The following is a 23,106-nucleotide window of genomic DNA, read 5'->3' on the forward strand; positions in this document are numbered from 1 at the left end:
TTGTATAAAAAAACAGGAACGGAGGGCGGCATATGGCGGACAAAACATCAGGGAAAAATGGTTCCGGGGATTCAGAAAAGAAGAAACACATCCCTTTGGGGCTGCCGTCTCCCCCTATTTTGAGGCAACCGATAAGCCTTTCACATGAAAGCCATATGTTGGCACTGGAAGACATTTTCTCGGATTGCTCGGATGTGGTCTTCCGCAATGTCAAGATTTCATCTGAAGTGGAAGGACTGCTTGTATACATCGAAGGCATCGTGAATTCGACGGACATTCAGGATCATATGCTTCGGCCTCTCATTCGGGGTCTGATCGAGCAACGTACTGATGAACCTGCGGCTCCTCTGGATGATACACGAATTGCTCTGACGCAGGTGAAGAAAGTGGATACCTGGGCAGACGCAGCGGAGGGTGTGCTGGAATCCTCTGCACTGCTGTTGATCAACGGAAGCAAAGAGGCTTGGCTATTTAACGTTAAGGGCGGTGTAAGGCGCGGTGTCGAGGAACCCCAGACCGAGTCGGTTATCCGAGGACCACGCGAAGGCTTCACCGAGACATTGCGGGTGAACACAGCTTTACTTCGTTTCAAGCTGAAAACACCTGCACTTAAGATGTTAAGCATGACGATTGGAACTGAGACCAAAACCAATGTCGTACTGACCTACATCAGCGATATTGCTGATCCCAAGCTGATTAAGGATGTCAAAAAACGACTCAACAAGATCAAGATCGATGGGATTCTTGAGTCCGGTTATATTGAGGAATTGATAGAAGATCATCCGTATTCCCCTTTTCCGCAGATGCATTATACCGAACGTCCGGATACAGTGGCGGGCAACTTGCTGGAAGGACGATTTGCCATTTTTGTGGATGGTAGTCCGTTTGTCCTTATTGCCCCAGTAACCATGTGGCAGATGCTTCAGGCGAGTGAGGATTATTACGAACGGTTCTTTATCAGCAATCTGGTGCGGTGGATTCGGTTTTTGTTTGTAGCTATCGCTCTATTTCTGCCTGCACTCTATATCGCCATTACAACCTTCCATCAGGATATGTTGCCTACCACGCTGATTCTGAGTATTGCCGGGGCAAGGGAGGCCATTCCATTCCCTGCACTGGTTGAAGCCCTCATTATGGAGCTATCATTCGAGGCTTTGCGAGAAGCGGGGGTCAGGTTACCCAAAACGGTAGGTCAGGCCGTCAGTATTTTGGGGGCACTTGTGATTGGACAAGCAGCAGTTCAGGCGGGGATCGTGTCGGCGCCCATGGTTATCATTGTATCGATGACAGGGATCGCGTCGTTCACCATCCCACGTTTTAACTTTGCCATTACGGTTCGGTTGCTGCGTTTTCCCATCATGTTGCTTGCCGGTGCGCTTGGCTTATATGGCATTGTAATCGGACTGGTGCTGATCTCGGTACATCTAACACAAATGACCTCTTTTGGAGTACCTTATCTGTCAGGTCTCAGCCCCTATAGCAAGACGGATACCAAGGATATTGTTATTCGTACACCATGGTGGAAGATGATCAATCGTCCTTCAACGGTTCATCGTGACCAGCAGCGGATGAATGAAAAGATCAACGGTTCGCCTGAAGCAGAAGAAGGGTGGTGAGCACATGGTTCTCATCCGTAAACGACGGGCGGTAGCCATACTGCTCCTATGTACTATTTTCATATCAGGTTGCTGGGATCGGAAGGAGATTAATGATATCGCTTTTGTCATTGGTCTCGCTATCGACAAGGAAGAGGATAATTTCAGAACCAGTCTGCAAATTGCCCTTCCCGGCCAGTCCGGTTCCTCTGGAAGTGAAGGCGGTGGTGGGGGCACAAGTGGCGACAAATCGTGGTTCATGTTATCCACTACAGCCAAAACCTTGCGCGGGACTTCAATTGAAGGCCAAAAGGCACTTTCCCGTGAGCTTTATTATGCACATCGACGTACCATGCTGATCGGAGAAGAGCTTGCACGTGAAGGTGTTGCTCCCATGCTGGACTTACTTACACGTTACCCGCTTAACCGACTCTCTGCGCTACCGATTGTTACCAAAGGATCTGCGTACAAAGTGCTGGATACCGATGCGCCAATTGAAAAATTCCCTTCTGAAATGGTACGCGAACTGTGTTTCCTGAATATGCGCAGACCACGTTCACTCAAGACATTTACGGATGCGATTCTTTCCGAAGGAGTAGATCCATTTCTACCGGTGGCTTCGACTGCTGACAATGTGCCGAGTAACTGGAAGGACGTTAAGACGAACATTAAGTTAGATGGGATCGCAATTTTCAAGAAGGACAAACTGGTAGGCATGATAGAGAAAGCTCCCGCTGATGCGCTTATTTTAGCCATGGGCGAAGCCAATGAGCCGGAAGTGATGGTAAAGGCTCCGCGTGGAAAAGGTGATGTGTTCATTAAATTAAACGAGAATAACTCCTCCTTGCATCCTCATGTTGAAAACGGGAAAGTCACGGTGACGATCGAGTTGTATGCGAAGGGAGTCATGGTAGATAACGAATCCAATTATGGTGATTTGCGAGACCAGGAGATGCAGAGCCTTACTCAGGCCCTTCACCAGAAAATTGAAGATGACATTAAGGAAGGGATCAGGCTGATTCAAAAACAATATCCTGCGGATATCTTGGGTCTGGGTCGTTCCATTCATCAGCAACTTCCTCGGGAATGGAAAAAAATGAGGGATCGGTGGGATGATATCTATCCGGATGTAAAGGTAATTATTGAACCACACATCATAATTGAAAATGTAGGGGTTATCAATAAACCGATTGGATTACAAGAGGAGGATATTGTCCATGATTAAGCCGCTGTTGTTCACTTATTTGGGTATGGTTATTGCCGTAATCATCATGGACTTCAAACATGTGAGGCAGGCAGCGGCCATTAATCGGTGGTTATCCTACGGAATAATCGCCATCAGCGCCGGGATTTGGTTCTATGTGACTAATTTGAGCAAAACCGTCTTTATTTCGGCTTGGCTAACCCAGTTAATTCAACGTTGGCTACCGTTACCTTAGGCTTTTCAACGAATTTTGAAGCATAAGACAGAAAGGAGGTATTCCATGAATCAAAAAGTGACCAGTCGTCAGTTGGTGCTGCTCATCATGCTGCTCGGAACTACAGGCACGTTGATGCAACCCCATGCACAAGCCATTTTTTATGCCGAACAGCACGCCTATTTATCTTATATCCCTGTGTTTCTTGTCATGGTGGCATCACTATGGATGTTAAGCCGTGTTCAGCGACGGTTCCCCGATCGTGATCTGTTTGAATCTCTAGTGGAGCGTTTCCCCTTTTTGGGTCGTGTGACAGGTCTGTTGTATATCCTGTTTTTTCTCTTTATATTTGCCCGTGATATCCGACTAATCGGTGACTATGTAAGTATTACCTTGCTGGAGACGACCCCGATTTCCATCATTGTATTGAGCCTCTTGGTTATGGTTGTTTTTATCGTGAGGGGAGGGTTGGGGTCCTTAATAGGGATGTCCGAGCTCTATGTTACGTTGTTTGTGCTGAATTCATTGATTTTGCCGTTTATGCTCATTCAGCAAATAAACATGGATAATCTTATGCCCTATTTTGACATCGATGTTACTGGTGTTGGCAGGGGAAGCTGGTACATATTTTCTTTTTTTGGTGAGATGATTGCCATCCCCTTTGTAATTAAAGGCAGTGATTTTCGATTCAAGTCGGTTATGTGGGGGATTACGATCACAGCACTGATCATGATGCTGATTGTCATCGAAACCATCTTGGCGGTGGGAGTACCCATTGCATCCAGACTGGTTTATCCTTCCTATGAGCTTGCAAGGCAACTGCAAATTAGTGATTTCCTTGATCGATTTGACCTTGCGCTAGCAGCCGTAACGCTGCCTACGTTAATTACAAAGATCGCATTTGATCTGTATTTTGTCTGTTGGGGACTGAAACGAATGATTCCGAAGGTCTCGGGAAAAGTCATGACAGGGCCAGTTGCTTTGATCGGATTTGTCTGTGCCTTCTGGTTTTTCAAAAACGCTGTTCAGCTCTTCCGCTTTACACGTGAATGGACATGGATCGGGATTGTGTTCGAGGTGCTATTTCCCATCATACTCTTCGTGTTTCTTCGTCCTCGCAAAAAAGGTGCGAATGATCGACGGACAACAGATAACCAGAAACAAAAGCAGCAACCAAAAGAGGACAAACAAGGGAAAACATCACAGGACAGAGAGAATTCCGACGGGGACAAACATGAAGGGCTTCAGGGTGGAGAACTACAGCCTTCCTGATATATCCCATCAAAAATCGTTATAGATGAACCACTGAAAAGAGGGGAAACTCGGTTTCCCTCCATAGAAGTACCCTGTATACTGTAGTCAGACTGATGACATTCGGCTGAATTAACGGGGGGAACATGGATGGCTCAACATTTGGCAGGTATACGCGTAGCATTGACAGGACCACGAAAATCCAAAGAGATGTCCTTGCTGGTTGAGAAAATGGGCGGGATTCCACTAGTTCGACCTGCACAGGGAACTGTTTTTCTGGACGATCGTAATATTCGGGATGGTCTCGTATCCTGGATATCCGACCCGCCAGACTGGACGGTATTAACCACGGGTATGGGATTGGACGCTATTTTTGATATGGCTGAGGATATGGAGATTGCTGATCAATTGCTGGACGTTTTATCGGAATCTTTGATTGCAGCAAGAGGGTACAAAACAGTCAATGCACTCCGAAAACGTAAACTGACCCCGCTTGTGCGGGATGATGATGGTAGCACAGACGGGCTGATTCGTGAATTTGCGCCTCATGAACTTAAGGGACAGAAGGTCATGTTGCAACTGCACGGGGAAACCGCGCCCAAGTTGGTCGGTTGGCTGGAGGAACAAGGAGCTCAAGTACGTCAGGTGCTTCCTTATCGTCACGTCCCACCCGAAGAGGGTGAACTGGAACAGTTGTTGAATGAGATTTTGCGGCATGAGGTTGATGCTGTCGCGTTTACAAGTGGACCGCAAGTACGTTTTTTGGTTGAGTATGCGGCATCAAAGGGCAAACTCGAATCCATGCAGGAAGCCTTCCGCCAAGGCGTGGTGCCTGCTTCGGTGGGCAGGGTTACGGCAAACGCGATGCGTGAAGAAGGGATTGAGGCGCTCGTAGTTCCGGAGGATGAGAAGATGGGAGCACTAATCGTTGAGTTGGGGCGTTATTACGCTGCCCAATCTGCGGACAAGGCTCATCTTCTGCAGTAACATGTGATCCCGTCTGGACTCATATGGATGCGTTGAATAAAACGCATTTAAGATGCCTCGTTGTTCCCGGTTCTGATCCGCTATACGGGTCAGAACTTTTTTTGTTTTTGTCTCTGTGACCGGTTCACTTTCTATAAGCTGAACGACTCTGATTCAAGGGAATCGACCTGAGACTTTGGTCGTGAAGTTAGTTGTACCCATTCATAATTAAAGGTTTTTGGATAATAATGTGGAATGAATTAAAGACAGATTAAGCTTGTGAGGGAGGGACAGCATGATGAAAACCGTATGTGTAACCGGGGCGGCCCGGGGACTGGGGTTGGCTCTGACGGCACAAATGCTGAAGAGAGGTTATATCGTTTATGCGGCAGGGTTGGACATGGAAGAGTCCCAAGGGATTCGTACTTTGACGGATGCCTATCCAAAACATTTACGCGTCATTGAACTGGATATTGCGGATGATCTGTCCGTAGCTTTGTTCACGGAGACACTTAAGCTGGATACTGAGCATTTGGATATGCTTATCAATAATGCGGCTATACTAGGAAGTATTACGGATCATATCCGCGGACCGTTAAATATGGCGGAGATGGCAGAAGTATTCAACGTAAATACCTTGGGGACATTGCGTGTGACTCATGCCCTGTTGCCCCTCCTTCTGCAAGGGACAAACAAGCTGATTGTCGATATATCTTCGGAGGCAGGCAGTATTGAACAGTGCAGCCGGGATGGATGGTTTGCCTATTGTATGTCCAAATCTGCGTTAAACATGCAGGCTCGCCTTGTGCACAATGGTCTGAAGAATGAGGGTGGGCAAGTGATGCTGATACATCCCGGCTGGGTACAGAGTTATATGAGCGGGGAATTGAATACCGATGCAGACCTCACACCAGATCAATCGGCTCAATATATCACAGCACTCATCGATCGCCATAAAGAGTTCATGGGAGATCAGCCTGCGTATGTAGATTACAAGGGGGATACCCTTCCTTGGTAATTCTGTTATAGGTAATTTGAAAGGAGTTTTTATTGATGGATCATCGTAAAAAAGCGTTGTTACTTGGTGATTATACTCATCCGGACTGGCATCCGCTGCAAGGTGTGGATGCGGAAATTAGTCGGATTTTTCACGATACTATGACTGTGCAGTGCAGTGAGAATCGCAACATGCTGCTGCAAGAAAATATAACCGGATTTGATGTGTGTATCTGTTACATGGATGATTGGAAGGGAAAAGTCTCTCCACAGCAGACAGCAGGCTTATTGTCCTATGTTAGTAATGGAGGTGGACTGGTCATTATACATAACGGAATTTCGCTCCAAAATCGTTATGAGCTGAAGCAGATGATCGGTGCCAAATTCCTGCATCATCCACCTTATGCCCCGTTGGAGTTCACAGTAACGGCAGAGAGCCATCCAGTGACGGAAGGCATTTCGGGATTTACGATGGAGGAAGAGCCTTATCAGTTCGAGTTCGGTTCATTTGCAGAAACGAAAGTTCTGCTGGAGTATCAATCCGAAGAAGGACCGAAACCTGCAGCATGGGCGCATAGATATGGTCTTGGACGCATTGTTTACCTTATGCCAGGACATCATGTACCATCTTTTGCCCATGAAACCTATCGTCAGTTAATTCTGCAGGCAGGAAAATGGGCTGCGCGTTACGTATAGCCGGACCGTTTCTTTTGTGAGCAGCTGATTAGGGTTATACTATAGAGATCAACGAAGAGGAGGATGACAAGAATGAGCGATTTGTTCAAAAAGGCAATCTCGTTAGGGCTCGGTCTTACTGTTGTAAGCAAGGAGAAAATTGAGAAAACCGTGGATGATCTGGTCAAGCGCGGGGAACTGGCGCCTGGTGAATCCAAAGCATTGGTTGAACGCCTGATGGAACGGGGCGATGAAGAGCAGGGCCAGTTCAAAAGAATGATTCACGAACAGGTCAAGCGCGTCCTTCAGGAAGTGGGCGTTCCATCCGAGAGTGATGTAACCAGTTTGGAACAGCGTGTTGCCGTGCTTGAGAAAAAGCTTGCGGAACTGGGTCACACACCACAGCTTCAACCTGATGTATCCCCAGCTCCACTTGAAGTTCCTCCTCTCAAAGGAAACGAGATCGAGTAGATGGCTGTGCGAATCAAACATGTCGGCAGATACCGGGAAATTGCCATGGCGCTGGTGCGTCATGGCTTCGGTTATATGGTCGAGGAGCTGGGTTTGTTCCAGTTGCTGGCCATACCCCGGCGGTGGATGTCGCGTGAAGCCCACACCACCAAGACATTGAGTGAACGCATACGACTCGTGCTGCAGGAGCTGGGGCCAGCTTTCGTTAAGCTGGGGCAACTGGCAAGCACAAGGGCAGACTTGTTGCCTGAGTCTGTGATCCGGGAATTGGTGAAGCTGCAGGATCAGGTCCCGCCGTTTTCCTCGGAGACGGCACGGGGTATTTTGGAACAGGAATTGGATACACCGCTGGAGGAGATCTTTTCCCGGTTCGAGGATACCCCTGTGGCTGCGGCTAGTATTGGACAGGTGCATCTGGGTAAACTCCGAAGCGGTGAGGCCGTAGCTATTAAGATTCAGCGGCCCGGCATATCGCGTATCGTTCAGCGTGATCTGGATATTTTACGAGAATTGACAGCGATGGCGGAGAAACGCTGGGATTGGGTGAAGCAATATCAGATCCCCCAAATGGTAGAAGAGTACGCCCAGGCACTGATGGCTGAGCTGGATTATACCGTCGAGGGCCGTAATACGGAAAAGATTGCACAGCAATATCAGCAGGAAAACAAAGTGAAAATACCAGTGATCTATTGGGATCAAACTTCTTCTCGTGTGCTCACTATGGAGTACATTGAAGGCATCAAGCTCAATGACCGTGATGAGTTGATTAAACGTGGGCATGATCTCAATAACATTGCTCAGCGACTGGTAGATTCGTTGTTGAATCAGATTTTCATTCATGGGTTCTTTCATGCCGATCCACACCCGGGCAATCTGATGGTTCTGAAGGATGGCAGGCTTGCCTTTATCGATTTTGGCATGGTAGGCAGTCTGAGTGATGAGATGAAGCAGCACCTGGCTTCGCTGATTATTGGTTTGATGCGCAAAGATACGGATAGCATGATCCGGGCGATTGAGAAGCTGGGCATGATGCCGGATGATATGGATCTGCGAGGGCTTCATAGCGATCTGGACAAGCTGCGCAGCAAATACTACGATATTCCCTTTTCCAAAATCAGCGTGGGTCAAGCATTGAATGATCTGTTCGGCGTGGCTCAGCGTCATCGGGTTGTGATGCCTGCCGACATTCTGCTGTTAGGGAAATCACTGCTCACGATGGAAGGTGTTATCGAACATCTTGATCCTTCCTTGAGTATCGTGGATATGGCAGAACCCTTTGGTCGAAAACTTATCAAGGAACGCTTCAATCCTGGGCGGATCAAGAATCGTCTGTTCCGCAGTGCTGCGGATATGGCCGAAAGTGTCATGGGTCTGCCTGGGCAGTTAAGGCAATTGTCTTCCATTATTAGCAAAGGTAAGTTGAGACTGGAGATCAGTGTCCCTGAACTGGACGCGCTCATGCGCAGAATGGACCAGATCAGTAATCGGCTGTCTTTCAGTATTGTACTGCTCGCATTTTGTATCATTATGGTTGGATTGATCATCGGTTCTTCGATTAGTCATCAATCAACCATGCTGTGGGATATTCCGGTCATTGAGATCGGTTTTCTGGTAGCTATTCTGATGGTAGCCTTCCTGCTTTATTCGATATTTAAATCGGGGAGATTTTAGTATAACAACAAGACCCGTAAAGAGACTTTTTTAAAAGGATCTTTGCGGGTTATTTTTATTTGTGAAAGGGAGAGGCTTGTTTGAAAAAGATGATCAGTAACTTGATTTCATCGTTTTTAACTGGAATTTTTACATATTACGTAATTGCTCGGACCATAACCATGAATGCCATATTTGTTTGTCTAGCAATTACAGGAATTTTGGCTATGTTTTATCTGGTAAGATATTTATTAAATAAAAACGGTCGGGCTAAAGGATAGAGTCGCAACAGATTTTTATGAGAATAGTTTGTTTAAGAAGAGAGTATGTTGGAGGAAAATAACGCAATATTAAGATAATACGAGATATGCTTCTGTTTTTTCAGTTTATTTGTATTAGTAAATATCGCTTACTATGACTATAATAATAGGTCAGTACATTAACGGACCCGGTTTTTCTGAGAGGGGAAAACCTAGAGACATCATGATTGATTCACGATTTCTCGGAGGCAGGACACCTGAATGTTGGAGTGGAAATAAGAGGTACACACTGGAACGGACGAGACATGTACGGACATGGTATCGGATGCCTTATCCAATATCATGGTTAATCCAACATGTAATTTAACTTATATAGACGAATTTTTGCGGAGGGTATTCCGCTGTTTTGTGTTGTCTGTTGTAGTTGGTCAGTGACGAACCATTTCCATTGCCGTTCAGGTGATAAGACAAATTTGAGTTTAAATACGTAGGAGGACCGGCAAAGGACGATATGAATACTTTAAAACAACAATGGTTTGGTAACATTCGCGGAGATGTGCTGGCAGGTATTACGGTAGCGCTGGCGCTTATTCCGGAAGCCATTGCCTTCTCGATCATTGCAGGTGTCGATCCGATGGTCGGATTGTACGCTTCAATTACGATTGCCATCGTGATCTCGATTGCAGGCGGAAGACCGGGCATGATTTCGGCAGCAACGGGTGCTATGGCGGTACTGATGGTGGGACTCGTCAAGGATTATGGCGTGGAATATCTGTTTGCCGCTACAATTCTGACAGGTATTATTCAGTTTATTCTGGGGATTTTCAAGGTGGGTCGGTTTATTACATTTGTGCCTCATTCCGTATTGACCGGGTTTGTGAACGCACTGGCGATTCTCATCTTTATGGCTCAGCTTACCCATTTTACGGGCGCGAACTGGATTATGTATGCGATGGTAGCGGGTACGCTGGCGATCATTTATATTTTGCCACGTTTTTTCAAAAGCGTTCCGGCTCCACTGATTGCTATTGTAATCATGACGATCATTACGGCGCTATTACATCTGGATGTCAAAACGGTAGGGGATATGGGGAATCTCACGAGTACCCTGCCTATGTTCCATCTGCCGAATATCGACTGGTCTCTTAATACGCTAATGATCCTTCTGCCTTATTCGTTCACGATGGCTCTGGTAGGTTTGCTGGAATCTTTGCTGACTGCAACGATTGTGGATGAAATGACCGAGACCAAGAGCAGCAAAAACCGTGAAGTACGTGGTCAGGGGATTGCCAACTTTGTTAATGGCCTTTTCGGCGGCATGGGTGGCTGCGCGATGATTGGACAGTCGGTTATTAATGTGAAATCTGGTGGTCGAGGTCGATTATCCACATTTACGGCTGGCGCTTTTCTGGCCATATTGTTGTTATTGCTTAGCGGTGTGGTGAAAGAGGTGCCAATGGGCGCGCTCGTAGGTGTGATGTTTATGGTGTGCATCGGTACGTTTGACTGGAGTTCCATCAAGAACATTGCGCGTGTGCCACGTGCGGAAGCCTTTGTTATGGTAGTCACAGTTGCTATTGTAGTGTATACCCACGATCTGTCTATTGGTGTAATGGTCGGCGTTGTTCTTAGTGTGCTTCATTTTGGTTGGAAACAGACCAAGATTCGTGTGCAGGCAAATGAGGAGCAGGGGCAGAAGGTGTACCGTGTCCACGGACCATTCTTCTTTGGTTCATCTTCCCGCTTCGTCGATGAGTTCAATGCTGAGGCTGATCCGCAGGAAATCACAATTGATTTTGGTGGCTCACATATTTGGGATAACACGGCGGTTGTTGCCATTGGTAAAGTTAAATTCAAATATGCCAAGCTAGGCAAAACGGTACATCTGCGCGGACTGAACGAGGAAAGCTCTCGTTTGCTTGAAAAAAGTGGATTTGCCACGGTGCAAGGGCACAGTTCGTAATTTAATAGCTATAGCTGAATCCAAATGAGTAACATTGATAGATGATAAAAGGTGCTGTCCTGCAAGTCATGATGGATCATGACAGGGATGGCCCTTTTTTGTTATAGGGTAGCAAAATGCTTAATTAGTTGAGGTCTAAGGACCCCTACAAGTCCTATTGCCTGTAATTTCAAGCTTCCGATATTCTAACGAACCGTAGGCGATTATATGCCCGCTATCTGTATTTTTTCGCTAAATCTAGCCGGAATAGCAGGGCTGAAGTTCGTTACAATTCCTTAGAGTGTCATGATTGCGGTATAAGGTCTGTATGATTCGTTAACGCTTTAAACACAACGATCCGGGACATTTGTGGACAAATGCAGGAAAGTAACGCCCGATCCCCTTTTGTTTTGCTTGACTAACGTGTAAACTACAGGGTATGGAGAAGAAGAGCAACGGACCGATTGCTTTTTAAAAAATTCATTTCATAATCATGATTGATATACGGAAAACTAGTCTTGATTGAAGCCAAGTGAAAGCAATTATGAAATGGACTTATCTAAATGAATATACAGAGGTGTAACGATTGGCAAACTTTGAACAACTGGGCATTCGCCCGGAATGGTGCGAGATCCTGAAACATCAGGGTATCGCCGTGCCGACTCCGGTACAGGAGCGTTCGATTCCGGTATTGCTGGGTGGGCGCGATATTATTGCTGAGGCGCAGACGGGAACAGGGAAAACGCTGGCTTTTTTGCTGCCGATTATTCAGAAAATTAATGTATCCGACCGCTCGCCGCAAGCACTGATTATTGCCCCTACGCGGGAACTGGCGCTGCAAATTACGGAAGAAGCGAAGAAGCTGACTGCAAACGACGATAAGCTACATGTTCTCGCGGTATATGGCGGACAAGATGTGGACAAACAGCTCCGCAAACTGCAAAACGGTACACAGATCGTGATTGGTACGCCGGGACGTCTCCTGGACCATCTGCGTCGTGGCACGTTGAAGCTGGATAATGTGAAAAAACTGGTGTTGGATGAAGCCGACCAAATGCTGCACATGGGCTTCCTAGATGATGTGGAGACCATCCTTCGTGAACTGCCACACAAACGTCAGACGATGCTGTTCTCGGCAACGATGCCAAAAGGCATTCGCATCCTGGCGAAGAACTATATGAAAGACCCGGAAGATGTGAAGGTATCCTCCAAGTCCGTGATTCCGATCAATCAGATTCGCCAGCAGGTGCTGGAGTGCACGGATCGTGGCAAACTTGAGGCACTTCGCGGCATGATTGATACGTATCGCCCGTACCTGGCGATTGTTTTCTGTCGGACCAAACGCCGTGCCTCCAAGCTGAATGAAGATTTGCGTGAAGCAGGTTATGCGAGCGATGAACTTCATGGGGACCTGTCCCAATCCAAACGTGAGAATGTAATGAAAGCATTCCGTGACGCGAAATTGCAGATCCTCGTTGCTACGGATGTTGCTGCACGCGGACTGGATGTTGAAGGCGTAACGCATGTATTTAACTACGATATGCCGCATGATGCGGAAAGCTATATCCACCGGATCGGCCGTACGGGTCGTGCAGGTGGCACGGGCCTTGCCGTGACATTTGCAACACAACACGACAGACCGGAGCTTGCTCGTATTGAGGAAGGCACCAACCAGAAGCTGTCCCGTATCCAATGGACAAGTGAAGGTCCGGTAGCATCAACTGGAGCCAATAGACGTTCCATCAACAGTCAGGGTGATGAAGAACGTTCTGGCGGACGCTCCGCTGGGACAGGCAGTGCCCGTCGCGGCGCAGGTCGTACCGGCCGCAGCGAAGGCGGACGTGGTGGTCGTGGTGGTTCCCGTGGCGGCGAAGGTGGACGCAGCGGTGGTCGTAGTGGCGGCCGCAGTGGCGACGAGCGCAGCGCAGGCCGTGGTTCCGCGCGCAGCAGCGACAGCAGTCGCGGTGCAGCGGGTCAAGGCGGACGTGGTGCAGGTCGCAGCGGCGATGAGCGCAGCAGCGGCTGGGGCGGCCGTAGCGCCGACAAGCGCAGCTCCGGGCGCAGTGAAGGTTCACGCCGACCGGACACCGCAGGGCGCGGGCCGGCCAAGAGTGACCGCCGCGATTCTCGTCGCGGGCGGTAAAAACGATAAAACCCATGGCAAGTAGTCTGGAAGGACGCCATATATTTTCCAAATATCAAAACACCTCATCCTAGACCTAAGGATGGGGTGTTTTTTCGTCGAAGCTTATATGATAAAAACTATACAATGTCACGCGTGAATCCAATATGCATGCAGGGGTAAATGAATTTTGGTTCGTCTATATAACAGGGATTGAGTTTGCACTAATGTACATTTCGAGACCATTTACTACAGTTCTACACACGAACATCTGCGTACGAATCCCGATATTTCTCGTTATAGACCCGACCAACCGACTCCGCCAGACCACCGCGTGCCTTACCAGGATACAGCTCCAGAGTTCGATAGAGCCGCATAAACCGATCTTTGGGCATAAAGCGCGCGTAGCGGGTAATAAGACTTGGGAACAACTCAATATATTTACTTTTCCGTACAGCAGCGGCAGCTACAGCTGTCAGAATCTGAATCCCGTTGTGCAACTGCAAAATATTCACTTCGTACGTGGCGATATACCTGATCGCATCTTCACGGACCAATTCGGGCTTCAGCCGTGCGATTTCACCGATATATTCAGCGAGCAGCCGCTCGAAGCTGCGCAGCAGCAGAGGTTTGAGCTGCAGATCCATATCACTGCGCAGTACAAAGGATTGCAGCAGCGCAACCTGCTGCAGACGAATCCGGTCGTTATAGACGAGTGAACCGATTTCCCTGAGCATTTCATAGGCGAGCGCTTCATCCTGCTTGCGCGCTTCTGCGACAAGAGCCCAATTCCGGTTAATGCCTTGGCGAATCGCTTCCTCATCCTGACGCAGCATGCGTTTAAGTTCACGCTGCTGTTCGACTTGGAAGGATCGCTTTTGCATGAAGATCAATCCAGCCAGAAGCAGCAGGGAGACGCTGGCCGTCGCCATCGTTTGGTCTATGGTTTCACCAAAATAGGTAGCAACCGCACCAAGAATTACTGTGATGAACAGGTCGCGTGCGATCCGGCGTTTCACGCGGGAAGAGGCGCGTTCTTCCACTGTAGCAAGGGTGCCGCGCCCACAGGCAGTACAGTGATCCTCCCACAGGCAGGTATACTGGCCGCACCGCTTGCAGACACGCAACTTTTGAAACGCATGCGTTGTTCTTATAAAAGGTCTGATGGATACAACTTGTTTAGTGCTCATGCTCAATCACGCTCGCCATTCAGAATAGTGTAGAGGGTTCGATCGGCATCTTCCCGGGAAACGGGTTTGCGCCGATGAAGCAGGAACGCAACCACCTTTATAATGACAAAAAGAAACAATATGGCGAGGCATCCGTATGTAACCATAATCCGTTCCTTTCTAGGCATAGTTAAAATATGCGTAGTTATAATGTTTACTGATCAAGTCGTTATATTGCAGTTTGCTGGCAATAACTATATCATATTTCCATAGTTGGAACTTTCATGCCAGTTAATGACGTGAATTCGTCGATTTTTGTCAGTCATTACAAAACTGTAACTGAAGATAGGGGTGCTTTTCAGAATTTATTAGTAGACTGTTAAGATTTCCTTAAGGCTTGACGCCTATAATAAACTATTCCCATTTTAATCTCAAACGTGAAGGAGTACACCCAATGCTGCGGACAAGCAAAATACGCTGGCTCAGCGGAACTCTGGTTCTGCTGGCATTTCTAACGCTGCTGCTACCTCAGGCGTTGCTGCCACATGCTGCAGCGGCTCAGGCACAGACAAGCGGAATCGATGCGGTACTTGTAGCCGATGTAAGTAATTCAATGAATACAAGTGACCGTGACAAGATCAGCAATGAAGCCATGAAAATGTTTATTGATATGCTGCCGGTCCAGGGGGACAAGGTAGGGATTGTCGCTTACACCGATCAGGTGGAGCGGGAAAAGGCATTGCTGGAGATTCAGTCCGATGCGGACAAGAGCAGCCTGAAAGATTTTATTGATCAGCTCGGCCGAGGGCCATATACCGATATCTCTGTCGGAGTGGCTGAAGCAGTGAATGTGCTGAACCATGGGGCAGACGCATCTCACTCACCAATGATCGTGCTGCTGGCTGACGGCAACAACGATTTTAACAAAACGAAAGGTCGCACCCAGTCTCAATCCGATGCGGATCTGGCAAAAGCCGTCAAGGAAGCACAGGATCAGGGGATTCCCGTCTATACGATTGGACTGAACGCAGACGGCAAATTGAACAAGGACGCACTTGCAGATCTGGCTCAGCAGACCGGAGGCAAGTCTTTTATCACAGATACACCGGATGATCTACCCCAGATTCTGAGTGAGATTTTCGCTGATCATGCCAAACTGAATGTCGTGAAGCTGCCCTCCATTACAGGAAACGGCAGTTATCAGGAAGTTACCGTGAACGTACCGAACGACAGTGTACTTGAAGCCAACATCTCAATTATGTCTTCAAAACAAGTCCAGATTGAATTGACCGATCCTTCTGGCAAGGCCGTAGATCTCAACTCTGACGCAGCCAAGCTCTCGACTTCGAAGAGTTATTCCTTGGTGAAGCTGCTCAAGCCTCAGGAAGGCGACTGGAAACTTCGGGTAAAAGGGGCTCCGAAAGACAGCATCGATATCAACCTGTTGTTCAACTATGATCTCCAGCTCGTTGTGGACCCAATTAAGACCAAGTCCTATACGAAGGGCGACAAAGTGGATCTGACCGCCAAGCTAGAGAATGGAGGACAGCCTCTACAGGATAATGATCTGTATGCCGATATGAAGGCGACATTGGTCGTAAACGATCAGGATACAGGCAAAAGCACGGAGCAGCCGCTCGAAAACACGGGCTCCGGGTTCGCCGGAACGTTCGAAGTGCCGGACAACCATAACTACGAGCTTGTTATCCGTGCAGAAGAAGACAGCTTCTACCGGGAAAGTGCTCCAATTACGATCAATGCGGGCGGAGCAGCCGGTAGCGGAACTCAGCCAACGACTCCTGCGGGCGATCAGGACAAGCCGTTTCCATGGATACCTGTTATTTTGGGCGTGATCGCCTTGATCGTGGTAGCTGTGGGTGTATGGTTCCTGTTAGGCTGGTTGAAACGCAAAAACCGTGGATTTGTCGGACAGATGGTTGTCGAAATTCGCGATGAAAATACCGGGGACAAGTCGTACCCGCAATATAAAAAGCTGGCATCCTTCCGGGGCAAATTCCATCTGCACCAGCTGTTACAACTAGACCCTGAATTGAAGGAAACCGAGAAATATGTATTTACGCCCAGCAATGGGGATCGAATTATAATCCGCAACACCGCAGGCGGAACGCTGGAGAAATCCGGCCGTGCCGTTGATGCAAGCTCAGGCGTTGAACTGAAGAACGGTGACCGACTGAGCATCCCGCTGCAACAGGCGGATAAGACCATTTTAATTGAGTATCTGGTGTGAAGAATTATGGCCTAAGTGAATGTAAGCTATATAATTTGATCTAACCATTTACACAAGAACGTAGAGGACAGAAATAACCTGAAGAAGCGGAGCTAAAAGCTTTCTGAAAGAAAGCTGCTTCGTAAGCATATGCTGCGCCTTTATCCCCAGATTTTCACCTTTGTAAAATAAATCAAAAAATCAGGGGATAACAGCGATCGGAAGGTTGTTCTGTCATCGGAGTAGCAAGTGTAATTATGTTGTAGTTCCGACTGCGTTAATCTAAGGAGGACAACGAATGAAACCGATTGTTAGAGAACATATTCAGCAACTGGATGTATCGCTTGGCGGAGGGATTGTCAGTGAGAAAATCAGAGTCGATACGATTGATAACCCGATTCTGATTATCGGTCTTGGAGGAACAGGTATTGATGCACTGTTGCGTCTTAAATACCAGATTAACCGACGTTTCAAGTTGCCACAGGACCCGGTATCCAAGAAGAAAATGGACAAACCGTCCAACGTGGAGTTTCTTGCTTTTGAAACGAACGAACAGGATCGCGCCAAAAAGTATAAAGGCATCGGACTCGATCCAATTAATGAATTCGTATTGCTGTCCAATGCCGAGATTGGTGGATTGCTTCAGAACCGCAGCGTATTGGAGCCGTATATTACGGACTGGCTGTCTCCAGAGCTGAGCATCACCGATGGCATGAACGGCGCCGCAGGGGTGCGCCAGGCTGGACGACTGCTGCTTTTCACGAAGATTAACCAGGTCGTGCAGGCGATCGACAAAAAGATCAAAACATTATCTGTAGGCACCAACAAGAAACTGATGGTGTTCCTGCTGACAGGTCTTTCCGGCGGTACGGGCAGTGGTTGCTTCCTCGATATTTCCTATATTGTGCGCGGGATTATCGAACGTGATCACGGCTCTGCCGGGATTGACCGCGTGAACACGCTTGGATATCTGTTCACCCCAGACGTGAACCTGTCCAACAAAAGCTTGAGTGAGCACACTCGTGAGTACATCCGCAAGAATGGATACGCTGCGCTCAAGGAACTGGATTATTGGATGAACGTGGATAGCCGGGGGGAGCGTTTCTCTCAGAAATACGGCAACATTCTGACGGTGAATTCACCGTTGCCACCGTTCAACTTGTGTCATCTGATTTCCGCAACCAACACGGAAGGCAAACTGCTGGAGAACGCCTATGATTACTGCATGAACGTCACCGCCGAGAACATCACCAACTTTATGGCGAGTGAGGAAAAGCAATCCGGCGAGGAGTTTGCCATCCACGATTATATTAGCAACATTCGCACGAACATTGCACAGATGAACAAAGCCTATCCGGCCAACTATGATTACAACATTATCGGTGCATCCTCAGCGGTACTACCGATTGAAGAAATGACGACTTATCTGGCTTACCGCATGTTCGACAAAATGAACACCATGTTCTCCAAAGCGCCGAACCAGGAGGATACCGAGAAGTTTGCCCGCAAGCTGGGCATTGATCTCGAAAGTGTGGTCAAGTCCTTTGAAGCCCGTGTGCCGGAGCCGCTGCCAGGTTATCAGAACAGTGAGCGTCTCTCCTATGGCAATGTGGTGAAATCACAGGTCGTGAACATGGACACCGAACTGGAGCAGAACTTCCTGGCTCGTGCCCGTGAAGAATATATCAAGGCGAAGAAGCAACTGCCGGGAGAAATTGCGGGTCAGTTCACCGAACAGATCCGGCGTATGTTTTTGCATCCTGAACAGGGTCCATTCTATGTCTCCCGTCTGATCTACACGGAAAAAGGCTTCTGTGTGCTGAAGATGATTCAGTCATACATTGAAACCTTGCGTGAGAATGCCTTCCGCATTCCGCGTGACATTGAGGCCGCTCAGGAGCAGTCCGAAGAGAAACTGGGCGATGCGAAGAGTGCGTTCGTCTCCAAAGAGAAGAAGAAGAATGCTTATATTGAAGCAAAAATTCATGAGTACTGGCTGCATGCTGATGTAGAACGCAATGATCAGATGATCGAATTCTACGAGGACCTGTACGAATTGCTGAACCAGGAGAACAGCCGCATTTATAACGTATTTACTGAAACGCTGAACGCACTTAGCTCGATCTTCTCCAAAAACGGGGATATCCTGACACGCGGCGAAGAACAGTCCGATCACAAAGGCAACAAAACGTATTACTGGAACGTTGTAAGTGTGCCGGATATCGTCAGTGTGGTGGACGGACTGCTGGACAAGCGCGATACGGATGATCTGATCCGTGACTTCTCGCGTGAATTGCTGGAGAACTCCAGCCAGTGGGTGAAAGAAAACGAGATCGATATCGTCAGCTCCATCTCTGATTTCTTGACCGAGAAGTTCGGAGATCTGATTACCCGCTCGATGGAGGACTTCCTGGTTATCAAATATGGACAGGACGAGTCGGTCGAGAAATTCGTGGAACGCTTCATTGCAGGCAAACTGGATGATGAGGCAGTTCCGGTGTTCAATCTGAGCAACAGCACAGGCAGTCTGCATTTCCCATCCTGGGGATTCGTATCGGTGCCGGCACAGGCGCCGGGCATTCTGAGAGGGATTCGCAATTATCAGAATAATGCGGTGGGCAAATCTCATTTTACCGTTAAGGAAAGTGAAGTGCGCAACCGGATCTTCTGGCTGAACACTCGCAACGGGGTACCATTGTTTGTGTACACACCACTCAAAGTATATGAGGAAAGTTATGAACGTACCATTTTGGACAAAGAAGGTATCGGACGCCATCTGGTGCAAACCGAAAAGAATAACTGGACCTATCTGCCGTCGCCAATTCCAGAAAAGTCATGGGGAGATGTGTACGAGAACGCCCGGGTGAAGCAGTACAATGCCCGTGTACGTACCGAATTCGAGCAGGCGCTTGGATACAACATTGTGACAGCCAAATCCATTGATGAGAATACAAGCAACCGCTATGCAATTGTGACAACGGAACCGTTTGACCTGTCTGCGAAGCTGGGTGCCTACGACATGCGCCTGACGTCCACCACCCCGAACCTGGGTGAAGTGAAGCGGGCAGTCATGGAATTGAAACGCCTGCAATCCGAAGGATTGCCACGGGTGTCGGTGAAGGACATTTTCGGAAGTATTAATGAAGATATGGCCAAAGAAAACCTGGTGCGTTCCCCGCAGCTGATCGCGCGGGTACGTGAAGAACTGGCGAAGATGAACGCCATCTCGGCCAAAGTCGCCGAGCTGGAAGGCATTCTCGCCCAGCATCAGGACGAGGAGCAGTGGTATGACCGCTTCATCGAAGCACTATACACCGATACCATCGTGAAGAAAGGCGCGCTGTACGTCTATGATCGTGATCCGGAAGAAGACGCGTGGGAGCCGTTTGCGAACCTGATGAAGAGCCGCAACTTTGCCGAATATGAAGTGTTTGGCAACTTCCGTGGATTGGCAGAGAAGGATCGCAGCACATTGCTGCGCAAAGCGTCCCGCCGCGATAACGACCTGACCGCTTCCGAAGATATCACGCCACTGCTTACGAAATTGGATGATCTGGCTGCATTGTTCATGGAGTCCCGTGATCGTCTGGAATACGAGCGAGTGGAACTGGCGAACGGGGAAGATATCTATCAGTTCTACAGAACGATGTCATCGAAACTGAATGACATTCGCAGAAGGCTGAAGTAAGATGGCGGCCGGGATGGAGTTCAGCTCGAACTATGCTCTGAAACGCAATCTGGAGAAGTATGCAGCACAGTATGCAACTGAGCAGGAGCGTCAAGGCATCCTGGGTGATGGTCGCAGCAGCATCCATTACCCTGCGTTGTTCCTGTTTGTGGGTGACCAGGTCGCTCCGGCAGTGTCTGCTGTCCAGGAAATCAACCGGCTGAAGTGGGATAACGGAGAAGGTGTAGTCTATGTACAGATTGGAACGGAAAATCAGGAGCATGCCCAACATCGTGACCATGACCCCGCGCAAACGAAGCATGACCATTACAGTGCGGGTGCTCATTCAGGATATGCGCGTGTTAACGGCTTAAGTGATGCAAGGAATGGCAGCACTTCGGATGATGGTCAGGTGACACGTCACGTGCTTCCCTTGTCCACCATACAGACAGATCGACCTTCCAAAACGCTTCGCAAGGATGTTCATCGCAGTTTTCACGATTCAGATCAGGCACTCTTTGGTCTGAATCGTACTTTGCGGCGGGTGAGTAATCGTATTGCCGAATATGGACGCCTATATTCATCGTTCGATCGAATCTACGTGACCGTTGTGACCAGAGCAGATGATCCATTGAATGTATTGTTGCCGGAGCTTACCAAGCTAACTGAGACGATACTGGCTCAATCCTTCAAGTCGGTACAGACCGATTTGCATGTGCTGGTCAGCGAGATGGAGCAGGTCGATTCCTTTGGATATGCAAGCGCGGCGGGACTCGCTTTTCTGCGGGAACTGGATTACATGCAGGGGCTGGACTATACGTTCAATGGCAATCTGCTGGTTACGGAGGACGGTATCTCCATTCCGGTTGTACATCCCGCTTCTCCACTATTCGATCTCGTATATATTTTGTCAGACAAAAACGAGCGGGGAACTGGCGTACCTGGCGGGTGGATCGAAAATGCCGAGATCATCTGCCGAATCTGCCTGCTCAAGAACCGGAAGCAGGATGGAGATAACTCTGGTTCAGTGACAAGCACAGGGGCCAACACGTATAACAATACATCGTTCAAAAATAACATTCGTACGACCTCGGATCAGCATGGTTATGCCAGTGCAGGTTTTGCCGAGATTAGACGGCCGAACAAACCTATTGCACTCGCGGTGTTGTATCATCTGTATCGTTATTTGCTTGAGCGGATGCAGCAAGAACCTGAGTGGAGCATCAAGGACAAGCTTGCCTTTTTTGGACTGGATGGGGCTTCGGTAGAGCGCAAAGTGGAAGGGATTCTTCCCGATGAGGATCTGGTGAGCGGCATGAGCGGCATAATGACGCATAACGTCAGCTTCTCCGATCTGAAGCCGCTCTCGCTGCGTGAAGCGGAGAGAGCACTGTTTGGGCAAGGCGCAGAGGCGTACTTCCGTGATAACGTGGTCCGTCTTGCCGAGGAACGAGTACGTCAGCGCAGCACAGAAGACTCCCTTCGTCGCAAAGCTGAGCAATCACGTACGGAGCATCCTGAGGTTGGCTATTTTCAGTGGGCCGCCTGGAGTGACAATGGGTTCGGCAGCGTGCGTGAGGCTTTGCTTGGACTGATTCGTGATAAATCGGTGCAGCTTGAATCTGCACGTGCCTTGCTTGAGCAGCGTCAGCAGGAGCGGGTAGAGGATCAATCGTTCAAACGGGCCTTGTTCCGTGACAAACAGAACGTGCGCAACTTAATCGATTGTTTGCTGGAGCGCGTTTATGTGCCCAAAGTTGAATTGCTGCGCCTGGAGAATGAATTGCAGCTGCTTCGTGTCTATGACACAGAGATGGAACAGCTGCATACGTTCAGCCGCAGCGTGACGGATACTCTGGTAACGCTGGAGCGTGTTTTGCGTGAGACAGCGGTAGAGAGCATAGCGGCTGCAGATGAATATATCGGTCAGAACGTAATGGAGTACTATGGCAAAGTGACGGAAGTGTTAATCGCAGATTTGGAAGCGAAGCGTGGACGGGATGTCTGGTTCGAGGACCGCTATATGGGGGACATGAACCGGCTTGCCACAGAAGGAAACGAGCGACTCCTGCAACGCCTGATGGAGGTATGTCATGTGATGCTGCTTACAGCAGAACCGCTCCGGGTACCTTTCGAAGAAGAATTGCTGTTACGGGCGAATGTTACCATTACGTATGGCGACAAAAATGTACTGACCCGTGATGATCTGTTCCGCCGATTGTATCGCACACTGGAGGAACAGGCAGTCGTTCGGGTAAGAGTATTCGACTATACGCAGGAACATCGTTATGAAGAAAAATATTTCTTTGGTGATCATCATAGTGCCTTCATGGACTATGCGGCGCATGCCGAAGAAACGTCACGGATCTATAAGCTGGGTGTGGTATACGAAGAACGGAGCAGTGGTGTGGAGAAGCTGAATCTGATGGGAGGCTTCCATCTGGAAGACCTGATGGTGTATCGCAATGGTCGGGTGTATTACGATTCGTATACGGAGAATGGTTACGAGCTCCATCCCTCCGATCTGGCCGAGAAGCTGTCACCCATGCGTTAAAACATAAGGCTGTATCTTATATGGACGGAAGGGAGGTACAGATGGATGACGGAACCAGGGGCCTGAAGCCGGGCAAAGTGCATCTTATTGGCTCGCTGTATCCGGGAGTGGCTTGACGTCGTCGATCTGTTTCCGTTCATGAA

At 48.6% G+C, this 23,106-nt stretch carries 16 protein-coding genes; 14 read left to right on the forward strand and 2 right to left on the reverse strand.

The genetic code is table 11. The features are described from left to right. Positions 1-155: 155 nt before the first annotated feature. The 11 genes from MHB84_RS15300 (at position 156) to MHB84_RS15350 (ending at position 13,367) form a co-directional block, all read left to right on the forward strand. Positions 156-1,616 (forward strand): spore germination protein, encoded by a 1,461-nt coding sequence (locus MHB84_RS15300; protein ID WP_373561748.1) that lies wholly within the window; start codon positions 156-158, stop codon positions 1,614-1,616. Continuing rightward, on the forward strand, positions 1,573-2,820 hold the full coding sequence (locus MHB84_RS15305; protein WP_083678742.1) for a Ger(x)C family spore germination protein: 1,248 nt from the start codon (positions 1,573-1,575) through the stop codon (positions 2,818-2,820). Before MHB84_RS15300 ends, MHB84_RS15305 begins: the two co-directional genes overlap by 44 nt. Then, positions 2,813-3,034, forward strand: coding sequence for a hypothetical protein (locus tag MHB84_RS15310; RefSeq protein WP_076287507.1), 222 nt, complete (start codon positions 2,813-2,815; stop codon positions 3,032-3,034). The genes MHB84_RS15305 and MHB84_RS15310 overlap by 8 nt, the downstream gene beginning before the upstream one ends. A 45-nt stretch (positions 3,035-3,079) precedes the next feature. Next, positions 3,080-4,285 (forward strand): GerAB/ArcD/ProY family transporter, encoded by a 1,206-nt coding sequence (locus MHB84_RS15315; protein WP_076287508.1) that lies wholly within the window; start codon positions 3,080-3,082, stop codon positions 4,283-4,285. Positions 4,286-4,414: 129 nt separating this feature from the next. Next, a complete protein-coding gene (locus MHB84_RS15320; RefSeq protein WP_076287509.1) occupies positions 4,415-5,251 on the forward strand; it encodes a uroporphyrinogen-III synthase in 837 nt (278 codons plus the stop codon). A gap of 274 nt (positions 5,252-5,525) precedes the next feature. After that, positions 5,526-6,248, forward strand: coding sequence for an SDR family oxidoreductase (locus tag MHB84_RS15325; RefSeq protein WP_256716713.1), 723 nt, complete (start codon positions 5,526-5,528; stop codon positions 6,246-6,248). Positions 6,249-6,283: 35 nt separating this feature from the next. Then, the gene (locus tag MHB84_RS15330) at positions 6,284-6,922 is read left to right on the forward strand and encodes a ThuA domain-containing protein (protein ID WP_076287510.1); all 639 of its coding nucleotides are present in this window, start codon (positions 6,284-6,286) and stop codon (positions 6,920-6,922) included. Positions 6,923-6,994: 72 nt separating this feature from the next. After that, positions 6,995-7,372, forward strand: a complete 378-nt coding sequence (locus tag MHB84_RS15335) for a phasin family protein (RefSeq protein WP_053782782.1) — start codon at positions 6,995-6,997, stop codon at positions 7,370-7,372. Further along, on the forward strand, positions 7,373-9,043 hold the full coding sequence (locus tag MHB84_RS15340) for an ABC1 kinase family protein (protein WP_076287511.1): 1,671 nt from the start codon (positions 7,373-7,375) through the stop codon (positions 9,041-9,043). A 750-nt stretch (positions 9,044-9,793) separates the two neighbouring features. Next, positions 9,794-11,245, forward strand: a complete 1,452-nt coding sequence (locus tag MHB84_RS15345) for a SulP family inorganic anion transporter (RefSeq protein WP_076287512.1) — start codon at positions 9,794-9,796, stop codon at positions 11,243-11,245. Positions 11,246-11,810: 565 nt separating this feature from the next. Then, positions 11,811-13,367 carry a DEAD/DEAH box helicase gene (locus tag MHB84_RS15350; RefSeq protein WP_076287513.1) on the forward strand — a complete coding sequence of 519 codons (1,557 nt, stop codon included), beginning with the start codon at positions 11,811-11,813 and terminating at the stop codon, positions 13,365-13,367. Between the two features lie 236 nt (positions 13,368-13,603). Here MHB84_RS15350 and MHB84_RS15355 read toward each other — a convergent pair whose 3' ends face one another. Then, positions 13,604-14,536 carry a hypothetical protein gene (locus MHB84_RS15355; protein ID WP_076287514.1) on the reverse strand — a complete coding sequence of 311 codons (933 nt, stop codon included), beginning with the start codon at positions 14,534-14,536 and terminating at the stop codon, positions 13,604-13,606. A gap of 2 nt (positions 14,537-14,538) precedes the next feature. Continuing rightward, a complete protein-coding gene (locus MHB84_RS15360; RefSeq protein WP_341143052.1) occupies positions 14,539-14,682 on the reverse strand; it encodes a hypothetical protein in 144 nt (47 codons plus the stop codon). A 287-nt stretch (positions 14,683-14,969) separates the two neighbouring features. Between MHB84_RS15360 and MHB84_RS15365 the strand changes: the two genes are divergently transcribed. The 3 genes from MHB84_RS15365 to MHB84_RS15375 all read left to right on the forward strand — a co-directional run bounded on the left by MHB84_RS15365 (position 14,970) and on the right by MHB84_RS15375 (position 22,963). Beyond that, complete coding sequence (locus MHB84_RS15365; protein ID WP_076287515.1) at positions 14,970-16,763, forward strand: vWA domain-containing protein; 1,794 nt, start codon at positions 14,970-14,972, stop codon at positions 16,761-16,763. A gap of 277 nt (positions 16,764-17,040) precedes the next feature. After that, complete coding sequence (locus tag MHB84_RS15370; protein ID WP_076287516.1) at positions 17,041-20,430, forward strand: tubulin-like doman-containing protein; 3,390 nt, start codon at positions 17,041-17,043, stop codon at positions 20,428-20,430. 1 nt (position 20,431) lies between these two features. Continuing rightward, complete coding sequence (locus tag MHB84_RS15375) at positions 20,432-22,963, forward strand: transcription initiation factor TFIID (RefSeq protein WP_083678744.1); 2,532 nt, start codon at positions 20,432-20,434, stop codon at positions 22,961-22,963. Positions 22,964-23,106: the final 143 nt, after the last annotated feature.

Origin of the sequence: Paenibacillus sp. FSL F4-0087, assembly GCF_038020215.1 — a bacterium.
Classification (GTDB): Bacteria; Bacillota; Bacilli; order Paenibacillales; family Paenibacillaceae; genus Paenibacillus; species Paenibacillus taichungensis.